This is a genomic window from Pseudomonas sp. Pseusp9, from assembly GCF_059491265.1.
In genome coordinates this window covers 2715608-2729014 of sequence record NZ_CP168500.1, presented here as the reverse complement: position 1 = coordinate 2729014, position 13407 = coordinate 2715608, and the positions used below count along the sequence as shown (strand labels likewise).

Genomic DNA, 13407 nt, shown 5'->3' with positions numbered 1-13407 from the left:
CAACAGCCACTGAATAAATCAAGGACTGAAGGATATACGCCCTCACCCGTCCCTGAGTAAAACCCTTACACAATTTCACACAGCACCAACAAAGCTTCACCGCTAACCTCGCTGGCGCCCAGTAGGATGCTGGGGGTCTTTATTGGGGTATGACATGTCGAAGAATCTGCTTGCCAGGCTCAGCCTGATCGCGCTGGCGATGACACTGGGCGCCTGTGACAAGTCCTCGAACGCCGAGGAACAGGCGCCGCTGGCCACAGTCCGCATCGAAACCATCGAAGCGCGGCCGCTGACCATCAGCAGTGAACTGAGCGGGCGGATTGCCGCACCGCGCATCGCTGAAGTGCGCGCGCGCGTGGCCGGCGTGGTCTTGCAGCGGACCTTCCGTGAAGGCAGTGACGTGAAACAGGGTGATGTCTTGTTCCGCATCGACCCGGCGCCGTTCAAGGCCGACCTGGACAGCGCCGAAGCGGCGTTGCGCAAGGCCGAAGCCAACGCGTTCCAGGCCAGGTTGCAGGAGCAACGCTACGCCCAATTGATTGACGACAAGGCCATCAGCGCTCAGGACTATGACAACGCCCGGGCCAACGCGCGACAGACCGCCGCCGACGTCGCTGCCAGCAAGGCTGCGGTGGAACGCGCCCGCTTGAACCTTGGGTACGCCACCGTCACCGCGCCGATTTCCGGGCGTATCGGTCGGGCGCTGGTCACCGAAGGCGCGCTGGTCGGGCAGAACGAAACCACGCCGCTGGCGCTGATCCAGCAACTCAACCCGATTCATGCCGACCTGACCCAGTCCACCCGCGAGCTCAACGAACTGCGCCGCGCCTTCCGTTCCGGACAGTTGCAGCAGGTCGGCCAGGGCCAGGCGAAGGCCACGCTGATTCAGGATGACGGCAGCCTCTACCCGCTGCCGGGTAAATTGCTGTTCAGCGACATCACCGTCGACCCGGGCACCGGCCAGATCATCCTGCGCAGCGAGTTCCCCAACCCCGACCTCGACTTGTTGCCCGGCAGTTTCGTGCGCGTACGCCTGGAACAAGCGGTCAACCAGCAAGGCATCAGCGTGCCGCAACGTGCCGTCCAGCGCGACAGCGCCGGCATCGCCCAGGTGCTGCTGATCGACGCCGAACAACGTGTCGGTCAGCAACCGGTCGAGCTGGGCGCAGTGCAAAACGATCGCTGGATCGTCACCGGCGGCCTGAAGGCAGGCGATCGCATCGTCATCGAAGGCCTGCAGCACGCCCGCCCCGGCGAGAAAGTGCAGATCGACAACACCCCTCTTCCACTTGCCCAGGTGACTGGCCAGTAAGCAGGACGCTTTTTTATGCCGCAGTTCTTTATCGACCGCCCGGTGTTCGCCTGGGTGGTTGCCTTGTTCATCCTGCTGGCCGGGGCACTGGCCATCCCGCAACTGCCGGTGGCGCAATACCCCGATGTGGCGCCGCCGCAAATCGAAATCTACGCCGTGTACCCGGGCGCTTCGGCACAAACCGTGGACGAGAGCGTGGTCAGCCTGATCGAGGAAGAGCTCAACGGCGCCGATCACCTGTTGTATTTCGAATCCCAGAGCAGCCTGGGCAGCGCCACCATCAAGGCCACCTTCCAGCCGGGCACCAATCCGGAACTGGCTCAGGTGGATGTGCAGAACCGCCTCAAGGCGGTGGAGTCGCGTCTGCCGCAAGCGGTCATCCAGCAAGGCTTGCAGGTGGAGAAAGTCTCCTCCGGATTCCTGTTGTTGATCACCCTGACGTCCAGCGACGGCAAGCTCGACGACGTGGCGCTCAGCGATTACCTGGCGCGCAACGTGATGAACGAGATCAAGCGTCTCGATGGCGTCGGCAAGGCGCAATTGTACGGTGCAGAACGGGCGATGCGGATCTGGATCGACCCGCGCAAACTGCTCGCGTTCAACCTGACGCCGGCGGACGTCAACGCCGCCATCGTCGCGCAAAACGCCCAGGTGTCGGCGGGCAGCATCGGCGACCTGCCGACCCGCACCAGCCAGGAAATCACCGCGACCATTCTGGTCAAGGGCCAGCTGTCGACCCCCGAAGAGTTTGCCGACATCGTCCTCAAGGCCAACCCGGACGGCTCGACCGTGCGCATCAGCGATGTGGCGCGGGTCGAGATTGGCAGCCAGGAATACCAGTTTTCCACGCGCCTGAACGGCAAGCCGTCCACCGCCGTTGCCGTGCAGTTGTCACCCGGCGCCAACGCGCTGAACACCGCGACCCTGGTGCGGGCGAAGATGGACGAACTCAAGCGCTACTTCCCGGCGAACGTCGAGTACTCGATTCCGTACGACACCTCCCCCTTCGTCAAGGTCTCGATCACCAAAGTGGTCTACACCCTCTTTGAGGCGATGCTGCTGGTGTTCGCGGTGATGTTCCTGTTCCTGCAGAACATCCGCTACACGCTGATTCCGACGCTGGTGGTGCCGGTGGCGTTGATGGGCACTTTTGCGACGATGCTGGCGCTGGGGTTTTCGATCAACGTGCTGACCATGTTCGGCATGGTGCTGGCCATCGGCATTCTGGTGGACGACGCCATCGTGGTGGTGGAGAACGTCGAACGCATCATGGCCACCGAGGGTTTGTCACCCAGGGAGGCCACGCGCAAGGCCATGCAGCAGATCACCGGGGCCATCGTCGGCATCACCCTGGTGCTGGTCGCGGTGTTCATTCCAATGGCGTTCATGCAGGGTTCGGTCGGGGTGATCTACCAGCAGTTCTCGCTGTCGATGGCCACCTCGATCCTGTTCTCGGCCTTCCTCGCCCTGACCTTGACCCCGGCCCTTTGCGCGACGTTGCTCAAGCCGATTGCCCAAGGCGAACACCACGAAAAGACCGGGTTCTTCGGCTGGTTCAATCGTCGCTTCGAGCGCCTGACCGAGCGCTATCAGGGCTGGGTCGCCCATGCGTTGAAACGTACCGGGCGCTACCTGCTGATCTACGGCGTGCTGCTGATCGGCCTGGGTCTGGCCTTCAGTCGCCTGCCCTCCTCGTTCCTGCCGGTGGAAGACCAGGGGTACACCATCACCGACATCCAGTTGCCACCGGGCGCAAGCAAGAACCGCACGGTGCAGGTGGCCGAGCAGGTTGAAGCGCACAACGCCGGCGAACCGGGCATTCGCGACAGCGTGGTGATTCTCGGATTCAGCTTCTCCGGCAGCGGACAGAATGCGGCGCTGGCATTCAGCACGCTCAAAGACTGGTCCGAGCGTGGCAGCGATGACTCGGCCGCCTCGATCGCCGACCGGGCCAACGTCGCCCTCAGCCAGATCAAGGATGCGGTGACGTTCGCCGTACTGCCGCCGCCCGTGGATGGCCTGGGTACGTCCAGCGGATTCGAGTTCCGGCTGCAGGATCGCGGTGGACTCGGTCATGAGAAGTTGATGGCGGCGCGCACCGAGCTACTCGCAGCGGCCGAAAAAAGCCCGATCCTGATGAACGTACGGGAAAGCGCCCTGGCCGAGGCACCGCAGGTGCAACTGATCGTCGATCGCAAGCAGGCCAACGCGCTGGGTGTGTCCTTTGCCGATGTTGGCGGCGTGCTGTCCACGGCCGTGGGCTCGGCCTACATCAATGACTTCCCCAATCAGGGGCGGATGCAGCGCGTCGTGGTGCAGGCCGAGGGCGATCAACGCAGTCAGGTGGCAGACCTGCTAAACATTCACGTGCGTAACACCCACGAAAAAATGGTGCCGCTGTCGGCCTTCGTGCAGGCCAAATGGACCCAGGGACCCGCACAGTTGACCCGCTACAACGGCTACCCGGCTATCAGCATTTCCGGTGAACCGACACCGGGACACAGCACCGGCGAGGCGATGGCCGAGATCGAGCGTCTGGTGGCGCAAGGCCCGGCAGGCCTGGGCCAGGAATGGACCGGTTTGTCGTTGCAGGAGCGGCTGTCCGGCAGCCAGGCGCCAATTCTGCTGGGGCTGTCACTGCTGATCGTGTTCCTGTGCCTGGCGGCGTTGTACGAGAGCTGGTCGATCCCGACCTCGGTGTTGCTGGTAGTGCCACTGGGCGTGCTCGGCGCGGTGCTGGCCGTGACCTTGCGCGGGATGCCCAACGATGTGTTCTTCAAGGTCGGGTTGATCACCATCATCGGCCTGTCGGCGAAGAACGCGATCCTGATCATCGAGTTCGCCAAGAGCCTGTACGACGAAGGCCATGACCTGATCGACGCGACCCTGCAAGCGGCACGCCTGCGGTTGCGGCCGATTGTCATGACCTCGCTGGCGTTCATCCTTGGCGTTGTGCCGTTGGCGATCGCTACCGGTGCCAGTTCGGCGAGCCAGCAGGCGATCGGCACCGGGGTGATCGGCGGGATGATCACCGCGACCCTGGCCGTGGTGTTCGTGCCGGTGTTTTTTGTAGTGGTGATGAAGCTGGTGCGCAAGCGCCATAAAAACATCTAACCAACACCACCGATTACCTGTGGGAGCGAGCCTGCTCGCGATGAGGCCATCACATTCAACATTTATGTTGACTGTTACGCCGCTATCGCGAGCAGGCTCGCTCCCACAGGGGATCCCGGCGATTTCAAGATTGTGCTCACCTAGGCTAAGGTGATTGCACAGCCCCGACCCATCGAGCCTCCATGATCTTCCTCGCACGCACCCACCCTCGCCTGTCCGCCGCCATCCTGCTGGGCATCGCGGCGGGCATTGTGGTTCCAGCCGAATCGCCGATCAGCAAGATCCTCATCGGCTGGAATGCCGGTGTCTGGATCTATCTGCTGCTGATGCTCTGGCTCACCGTGCGTTCGAAAGCAACAGATGTGAAACGCATTGCCGAAATCGAAGACGAAAACGCCGGGCTGGTGCTGGCGCTGGTGTGCATTGCGGCACTGGCCAGCCTGGCGGCCATCACCTTCGAACTGGCCGGCAGCAAAGACCTGGAAACCGCGCGCAAACTGATGCATTACGGTTTCACCGCGCTGACCGTCGTCGGCTCATGGCTGCTGATCGGGGTGATTTTCAGCCTGCATTACGCCCGCCTGTATTACATCTGGGACGGCAAAGAACCGGCGCTGCGTTTTGCCGAAGGTCTGACGACGCCCAACTACTGGGATTTCCTGTACTTCTCGTTCACCATCGGCGTGGCAGTGCAAACCTCGGATGTCGGCGTGGCCACCCGTGGCATACGCAAGATCGTGCTCGCGCAGTCGTTGATCGGCTTTGTGTTCAACACCGCCATTCTCGGGTTCTCGATCAACATAGCGGCTGGCCTGTTCGGCTGATGACTGCACAAACGTTCTAGGCATGCCCCTCGATCGAGGCGTTAAATAGCCGGGTAAACCGTTTCGCAGGTGCCCCATGAGCGCTCACAACTGGATCGACCTGGCCCAGGATGCCGACACCGGCATCGAAACCCTGCGCGCGCATTTCGAAGGTCACGCCTATGACCCGCACTGGCATGACAGCTACCTGGTAGGCGTCACCGAACAAGGGGTCCAGCAATTCAATTGCCGCCGGGCCAGGCACCAGAGCACGCCGGGCAAGGTGTTTTTGCTCGAACCCGGTGACATCCATGACGGTGAAGCGCCGACCGCCGACGGTTTTACCTACCGCATGCTGTACCTCGACCCGCAGTGGCTGCAGCGTGAACTGACTGCCGTATTTGACAACGCCCCCGACAACAGTCAATTGAGTTTCGCCAACACACTGGCCAGTGATACGCGACTCGCCCAGGCCACCAGCCTGGCCTTTGAAACCCTGCATCACGGTGAGTTGAAGATCGTCCGACAGACAGCCCTCGATACCTTGCTCGAACGCCTGACCAGCCATTTGCACTGGCGAGCCCGTTATAGCGAAGACCCGCGCTTGCCGCTGGTTGCGCAGAAGGCGCGGGAGTACCTGCACGCCAATGCGCAATACGACATCGGCCTGGACCAGTTGGCCGTCGCCACCGGCGTCGATCGCTTTCGCCTGACCCGAGCGTTCAAGGCTGCCTATGGCATGGCACCCCATGCCTATCTGGTGCAATTACGCTTGGCCTCGGCCCGGCGGCTGCTGGCCCGGGGCGAGCAACCCGCAGCGGTGGCCATGGCGTTGGGCTTTGCCGATCAGAGCCATCTGGGACGCTGGTTCGTGCGTGCCTATGGCCTGACTCCCGCGCTGTACCGCAAGCGCTGCTCAAATCTTCCAGACAGGTAATGCCACGGGTTGTGAAGATCCACTTCACTGATCTTCACCGGAGTTTGCCTGCGATGTTTACCTCTTTCCCGACGTTGATTCCCTTCCTGCTGTTTGCCTTCGTGGCGGCGATCACCCCCGGCCCGACCAACATCCTGGTGCTCAGCAACAGTGCCCGCTATGGGCTGTCGGCCGCCATACCGATCATCCTGGGTGCCGGTGCCAGCGCGGCGACCCTTGTACTGGTAGTCGGCACCGGAGTGGGTTCGTCGTTGACCGCTATGCCTGGCGTGAAAATCGCGATGCAGTGGATGGGCGTAGCGTGGCTGAGTTACCTGGCCTGGCAGATTTTCAGCGACCCCGCCGTCGACGTCACGGCGCAGGACACTGGCGCACGACTCGGGTTGAAGGGCGCTGCCAGCCTGCAATTGATCAACCCGAAAACCTGGATGATGGCGCTGGCAGTGGTCAGTGTGTTTGCGGGAGGCGGTGAACATCGCCTGATCCATGTGGTGTATCTGTCGCTGGCGTTTTTCCTGATTTCCCTGCCGTGTCTTGGGGTCTGGGCGCTACTGGGCGCTGGCTCCACACGCTGGTTGCGCTCCCCCGGGGCCATGCAACGATTCAACCGCTGCATGGCCCTGTTGCTATTGGTCTCAGCGTGGTGGAGCGTGCTGCCTTGAGCGCCAGCCGTCGATCATGTTCCGACAATTCGCCATTCGAGACTTGACGGCGAAATGGTTTTTGGTGTCTTCTGAAACCGGTTTCAGCGCTATCTGAAAAAGCGCAGGCCCTATAAATCCAATAAGAAGGTTTCAGTCCGTGAACGACTTCTCCGCCGCCCAGCGCAGCCGCGTGACCATGCTCGACGTGGCCGAACACGCCAAGGTCTCGAAGGCCAGCGTTTCGCGGTTCATCGGCGATGATCGCGCTTTGCTTTCCGATGCGACTGCACGGCGCATCGAGCAGGCGATCGCCGAATTGGGCTACCGCCCCAACCAGATGGCTCGCGGTCTCAAACGCGGGCGTACCCGCCTGATCGGCATGCTGGTCGCCGACATTCGTAACCCTTACTCGATAGCCGTGATGCACGGGGTGGAAACCGCCTGCCGCCAGCATGGCTACAGCCTGGTGGTGTGCAATACCGACCGCGACGACGAGCAGGAACGCCAGCATCTGGCACTGCTGCGCTCGTACAACATCGAAGGCCTGATCGTTAACACCCTCGGTCATCACCGCGACGAGTTGCACGAACTGCACCGGGAAATGCCCCTGGTGCTGGTGGACCGCAAGGTCGCGCACCTTGAAAGCGACATGGTCGGGCTGGACAACCCGGCAGCCGTTGAAATGGCCCTTGCTCACCTTGAGGAGCGCGGTTATCGCGATGTGCTGCTGGTCACCGAACCGTTCGATGGCACCAGTTCGCGGATCGAGCGGGTCGCCAGCTTCAAGGCTCAAATCGGACAGCGCGCAACGCTGCGCGGGACCATCAGCGAAACCGGCAGCGAACTCGCCGTGAACATCAGAACCTTTCTCGATGCACCCGGCCCCGGCCCGAAAGCGCTGTTCTGCGCCAACGGCATTGCGGCGCTGGCCAGCACCCATGCGCTGCGTGACCTCCAGTGCAATCTGTTTGAAGACGTCGGCCTGATCGCCCTCGATGACCTGGACTGGTACCCGTTGGTGGGCAGCGGCATTACCGCCCTCGCTCAGCCGACCGAGGAGATTGGTGCCAGCGCGTTCGAGTGTTTGCTCAAACGCTTGCGCGGGGATGACGGGGCGATGCGGACGCTGGATTTTTCCGCACGGTTGATTGTGCGGGGGTCGACCCGTGGTTTTTCTCGGTGAATGTTCCGACGCCTTCGCGGGCAAGCCCGCTCCCACAGGAATCTTTGGTGTACGCAACACTTGTGAACGATAAAGGACACTGTGGGAGCGGGCTTGCCCGCGAAGAGGCCCGAAAGATCACCACCTATTTTTTTGAACAAAAATGAAACCGGTTTCAGAGGTGCAAGAACAATGAGTAAACCAGCCGTTTCCATCAGCCTGTCCAGCTACGGCGCCGACCTTGTGCGTCAACGCGGCCAGGGCAGTTTCATCGAGATTCTCGCTGCTGCCGGCGCTACGCGCATCGAATGGCGCGAAGAACTGCTGACCGGCGAAGACCCGATGCAACTGGCCGATGAGGCTCAGGCCAAAGGGCTGCAAAGCGTGTATTCCTCGCCAACGGAACTCTGGTTGGCCGGTCAGTCGAAACCCAATCCGGAACTGATCCATGCACTGCAACGCGCCCAAACCTTTGGCGCCAAATGGCTGAAGGTGTCGCTGGGCCATTTCACCGACAACAACGACCTGCACACCCTCTCGCGAATGCTGAGGGAAACTGCCGTGCAGTTGCTGGTGGAAAACGACCAGACCCTGTACGGCGGTCGCATCGAACCTTTCCAGCGCTTTTTCAGCGAAGTCGAGCAGCACAACCTGCCGATCAAAATGACCTTCGATATCGGCAACTGGCTTTGGCAGGACCAATCCGCCGCCAGTGCTGCGCGATTGCTGGGCCGCCACGTCGGTTACGTGCACTGCAAGGCGGTGACGCGACGTGCCGACGCCAAACTGGTCGCGATACCACCTACGGCCAATGACTGGCAGGCGTGGGAACTCCTGCTGCGCCACGTGCCCCAAAGCGTGATGCGCGCGGCGGAATACCCGCTGCAGGGCGAAGACCTGGTGCAACTGACCCGCGAACACGTCACCGCCCTCGCCCATCTGGGCCAATCGCAGCTGGAGAACGCTCATGTCTGAGGTCGATATTCTGTCGTTCGGCGAAACCATGGCGATGTTCGTCGCCGAGCACGCTGGCAATCTGACCGACGTCGACGCCTTCCACAAACGCATTGCCGGTGCCGACAGCAATGTCGCCATCGGCCTGTCGCGGCTCGGCTTCAAGGTGGCGTGGCTGAGCCGGGTCGGCGCCGACTCTTTGGGGCGCTACGTGATTGGCACGTTGGAGAATGAAGGCCTGGATTGCCGCCACGTCGACATCGACCCTGCGCACCCCACAGGTTTCCAGCTCAAGTCGCGCACCGACGATGGCAGCGATCCGATCGTGGAGTACTTCCGCCGGGGCTCGGCGGCCAGTCATCTGTCGCCACATTCCATTGTTCCCGAACTGCTCAAGGCCCGGCACCTGCACGCCACCGGCATTCCCCCGGCGCTGTCGGAATCGGCGCGGCAGATGTCGTTCCAATTGATGACCCGCATGCGTGAGGCCGGGCGCAGTGTGTCCTTCGACCCGAACCTGCGCCCGAGCCTGTGGGCCAGCGAGCAACAGATGATCACCGAGATCAACCGCCTCGCCGCCCTCGCCCACTGGGTGCTGCCGGGTTTGAGCGAAGGACGCTTGCTGACCGGTTTCGAAGACCCGGCCGACATCGCCGCCTTCTACCTCGACCTGGGCGTCGAAGCCGTGGCGATCAAGCTTGGCCCACACGGGGCGTATTACCGCACGCATCTGGATGAAGGCTTCGTGGCGGGCGTGCCCGTGGAGACGGTGGTCGACACCGTGGGCGCCGGTGACGGGTTTGCCGTCGGCATGATCAGCGCGCTGCTGGAAAACCACAGCATCGCCGACGCCGTGATGCGCGCCAACTGGATTGGCAGCCGTGCGGTGCAGAGTCGGGGGGATATGGAGGGGTTGCCTACCCGGCCGGAAATGGCCAGCGAATTCGAGGCCGTCTTCGCGAGCAGGCTCGCTCCCACACTGGATCGAATTCCAACGTAATCCCCTTGTGGGAGCGAGCCTGCTCGCGAAGAGGCCCGCATAAGCAATGAAGATCCAAACCGTTACCTGCTGCGACAAAAACAACAAGCTCAGGAGCACCACCATGAAAACCGCAACGCTCGCCACCCGCCGCTGGTGGTACATCATGCCCATCGTGTTCATCACCTATAGCCTGGCGTATCTGGATCGCGCCAACTATGGGTTCGCCGCCGCCTCCGGCATGGCGGCGGACCTGATGATCACACCAGGCCTGTCGTCGATGCTCGGCGCGCTGTTCTTCCTCGGCTACTTTTTCTTCCAGGTACCCGGCGCGATCTACGCGCAGAAACACAGTGTGAAGAAGCTGATTTTCGTCAGTCTGATCCTCTGGGGCAGCCTGGCGACGTTGACCGGGATTGTCTCCAATGCCTACTGGCTGATCGTCATCCGCTTCATGCTCGGCGTGGTTGAAGCGGCAGTGATGCCGGCGATGCTGATCTACCTGTGCCACTGGTTCACCCGCGCCGAACGTTCGCGGGCCAACACCTTCCTGATCCTCGGCAACCCGGTGACCATGCTCTGGATGTCGGTGGTCTCGGGCTATCTGGTGCAGCACTACAGTTGGCGCTGGATGTTCATCATCGAAGGTTTGCCGGCGGTATTGTGGGCATTCATTTGGTGGCGCCTGGCCGATGATCGTCCGTCACAAGCCAAGTGGCTCAACGATCAGGAAAAACAGGACCTGGAAAACGCACTGGCCGCCGAACAGGTCGGCATCAAGGCCGTGAAGAACTACGCCGAAGCGTTCCGCTCCCCCAAAGTGATCATCCTGGCCCTGCAGTTTTTCTGCTGGAGCATTGGCGTGTACGGCTTCGTGTTGTGGCTGCCGTCTATCCTCAAGGCTGGCGCGCAGATGGACATGGTCCAGGCCGGCTGGCTTTCGGCGCTGCCGTATCTGGCGGCGGTGATCGGCATGCTGCTGGTGTCCTGGGGTTCGGACAAGTTGCAAAAACGTAAACGTTTCGTCTGGCCGCCACTGCTGATTGCCTCGATTGCCTTCTATGGTTCCTACGCCCTGGGTGCCGAACACTTCTGGTGGTCCTACACCTTGCTGGTGATTGCCGGCGCCTGCATGTATGCGCCTTACGGTCCGTTCTTCGCGATCATTCCGGAGATCCTCCCGGCCAACGTCGCGGGCGGCGCCATGGCACTGATCAACAGCATGGGCGCCCTCGGTTCGTTTGGCGGTTCATATCTGGTCGGCTACCTGAACAGCTCCACCGGCTCACCGGGCGCTTCGTACCTTTTGATGAGCGGTGCGCTGATGTTCTCGGTGCTGCTGACCCTTTTCCTCAAGCCCGGCGCCAGCGATCGGGAGCGGCCCACGGCCACGGTAACGCGCACCGCCACGGCACATTCCTGAATTGAAGTTGAGATCTCAAAGATGAAAAAGCAGGTCGTCCTGTACAAGAAACTCTCGCCGTTGCTGATGGCTCGCCTGCATGAGCAGACCGAAGTGACGCTGATCGAAAACCTTGATGCCAAGGGCCTGGCCACACTGCGCGATACCCTGCCCCGTGCCCACGGTTTGCTGGGTGCCAGCCTGAAACTGGATGCCGGACTGCTCGATCTGGCACCCGACCTTGAAGCCATTGCCAGCGTTTCGGTGGGTGTCGACAACTACGACATCGACTACCTGACCGAACGGCGCATCTTGCTCAGCAACACACCGGATGTATTGACGGAAACTACCGCCGACACGGGTTTCGCACTGATCCTGGCAACGGCCCGGCGCGTCGTGGAATTGGCCAACATGATTCGCGAAGGCCAGTGGACCCGCAACATCGGCCCCGCGCATTTCGGCAGCGACGTGCACGGTAAAACCCTGGGCATCATTGGCATGGGCCGCATTGGCGAGGCACTGGCCCAGCGCGGGCATTTCGGTTTCGGCATGCCAGTGATTTATCACAGCCAGTCACCGAAACCGGCGGTGGAACAGCGGTTCAATGCGCAGTACCGCAGCCTGCCGGAACTGCTGCAACAGGCCGATTTCGTTTGCCTGACGCTGCCGCTGACCGCCGGAACCGAAGGGCTGATCGGCGCAGAACAGTTCGCCCTGATGCGTCCAGAGACCATCTTCATCAATATTTCACGGGGCAAGGTGGTGGATGAAGCGGCGTTGATCAAAGCGCTGCAAACCGGGCAGATTCGCGCCGCCGGGCTGGATGTATTCGAGCACGAACCTTTGAATCCGGACTCGCCGTTGCTGCAATTGAACAACGTGGTGGCGACACCGCACATAGGCTCGGCCACTCATGAAACTCGGGAGGCCATGGCCAGATGCGCGGTAGACAATCTGTTGGCGGCGCTGGCGGGTGAGCGACCGGTGAATCTGGTGAATGTCGGGGCGTGGAAGGGCTGAGGTATTCGGCGTCTTTCAGGCAGCCATCGCGGGCAAGCCCGCTCCCACAAGGTTTCAGTGTCGTTCACATAATCTGAGCCAGGCACAAACCTGTGGGAGATTCTATGTTGCAGGGGAACCCTGTTGCTTTAAATTTGGCTGGTATTCGCTCTGATTTTTCATGAGGGCGAATGCCACCCGACAGAGCTTGCGGGCGAGGATGACCAGAGCCTGAGTTCTGGCCAGGCCTCTTGCCAAGTAAGACTCATAGAGCGGTTTCCAGACGGGAGACCGGCAAGCCGCCATTGCTGCATTGTGCGCAAGACGCCGCAGCTCCCCATCGCCTTTTTTGCTCAAGTGGCGCGGACTGTGCTTCTTTCCTGAGTCCTTCGGCCTCAGGTCCATTCCCAAAAAGGCAATAAACGCATCGGCACTGGCGAATTGACCACGCATAAAAGTGGCTGCCAGACCGGTGGCCGTGAGTTCGCCAATCCCTTCAATCGCTTGACAACGCCTGATGTTTTCGGTGATCCCGGCCTCTTGGCTGGCTTTGCGCAGCAATTTCTGAATAGCCTGATCAGTCTGTTTGAAGTGCTCCAGCTCTTGGGCCAGAAGGTCTTTGAGAAGGGGCTCACTCGACCAACTCAGCATGATGCTAACCCGGGCTTTCATCAGTTCTGCACGTTTGTTGAGGAGGCTTTTCAACACGGTGTAGAGCTTCGGAGGTGGATTCCAGATGCGAAGCCGATCCTGCTCACTGGTCAGGTAACGTGCCAGCAAACGCGCATCACAGGGGTCGGTTTTTGCTCGCTGGCCAATGCTTTCGCGGTAGTGGCTCACCCGATAAGGGTCCACAACGTAAACTCGGTGCCCCATGCCATGGGCCAGTTCAGCGGTATCCAGGTGGTAGAGACTGGTGGCTTCCAAGGCAATCGAGCTTTGCGCCGGCAGGGATTTGAGCCAGCGCCCAATAGCTGTGCGATCGTTGTTGATGAACTGAGTGATTTTCAGATCTTCGCGGTAAACGACGATTTCTGCCTTGGCCACATCGACACCAACCACCGTTGGCGAGGTAAGGATTGTCATGACGAATCCTCGGAG

Annotated in this window: 11 protein-coding genes; 10 read left to right on the top strand and 1 reads right to left on the bottom strand. The window is 61.2% G+C overall.

Annotated features, from left to right (window positions below; genetic code table 11):
• The first annotated feature begins 154 nt into the window (after positions 1-154).
• The 10 genes from ACEN8E_RS12330 (at position 155) to ACEN8E_RS12285 (ending at position 12327) form a co-directional block, all read left to right on the top strand.
• Positions 155-1312, top strand: a complete 1158-nt coding sequence (locus ACEN8E_RS12330; protein WP_495592843.1) for an efflux RND transporter periplasmic adaptor subunit — start codon at positions 155-157, stop codon at positions 1310-1312.
• Positions 1313-1327: 15 nt separating this feature from the next.
• A complete protein-coding gene (locus ACEN8E_RS12325; RefSeq protein ID WP_495592842.1) occupies positions 1328-4426 on the top strand; it encodes a multidrug efflux RND transporter permease subunit in 3099 nt (1032 codons plus the stop codon).
• Positions 4427-4608: 182 nt separating this feature from the next.
• Positions 4609-5250, top strand: coding sequence for a DUF1345 domain-containing protein (locus tag ACEN8E_RS12320; protein ID WP_495592841.1), 642 nt, complete (start codon positions 4609-4611; stop codon positions 5248-5250).
• A gap of 76 nt (positions 5251-5326) precedes the next feature.
• Complete coding sequence (locus tag ACEN8E_RS12315) at positions 5327-6166, top strand: AraC family ligand binding domain-containing protein (protein ID WP_495592840.1); 840 nt, start codon at positions 5327-5329, stop codon at positions 6164-6166.
• Positions 6167-6219: 53 nt separating this feature from the next.
• Complete coding sequence (locus ACEN8E_RS12310) at positions 6220-6828, top strand: LysE family translocator (protein ID WP_495592839.1); 609 nt, start codon at positions 6220-6222, stop codon at positions 6826-6828.
• Between the two features lie 139 nt (positions 6829-6967).
• Entirely contained in the window at positions 6968-7993 is a 1026-nt protein-coding gene (locus tag ACEN8E_RS12305; protein WP_495592837.1) for a LacI family DNA-binding transcriptional regulator, read from the top strand.
• Between the two features lie 171 nt (positions 7994-8164).
• Positions 8165-8947 (top strand): sugar phosphate isomerase/epimerase family protein, encoded by a 783-nt coding sequence (locus tag ACEN8E_RS12300; RefSeq protein WP_495592836.1) that lies wholly within the window; start codon positions 8165-8167, stop codon positions 8945-8947.
• Positions 8940-9926 carry a sugar kinase gene (locus tag ACEN8E_RS12295; RefSeq protein ID WP_495592835.1) on the top strand — a complete coding sequence of 329 codons (987 nt, stop codon included), beginning with the start codon at positions 8940-8942 and terminating at the stop codon, positions 9924-9926. The genes ACEN8E_RS12300 and ACEN8E_RS12295 overlap by 8 nt, the downstream gene beginning before the upstream one ends.
• A gap of 103 nt (positions 9927-10029) precedes the next feature.
• The gene (locus ACEN8E_RS12290; RefSeq protein WP_495592834.1) at positions 10030-11328 is read left to right on the top strand and encodes an MFS transporter; all 1299 of its coding nucleotides are present in this window, start codon (positions 10030-10032) and stop codon (positions 11326-11328) included.
• 21 nt (positions 11329-11349) lie between these two features.
• Complete coding sequence (locus ACEN8E_RS12285; RefSeq protein ID WP_495592833.1) at positions 11350-12327, top strand: 2-hydroxyacid dehydrogenase; 978 nt, start codon at positions 11350-11352, stop codon at positions 12325-12327.
• 102 nt (positions 12328-12429) lie between these two features.
• Here ACEN8E_RS12285 and ACEN8E_RS12280 read toward each other — a convergent pair whose 3' ends face one another.
• Positions 12430-13392 carry an IS110 family transposase gene (locus ACEN8E_RS12280; RefSeq protein WP_495589339.1) on the bottom strand — a complete coding sequence of 321 codons (963 nt, stop codon included), beginning with the start codon at positions 13390-13392 and terminating at the stop codon, positions 12430-12432.
• Positions 13393-13407: the final 15 nt, after the last annotated feature.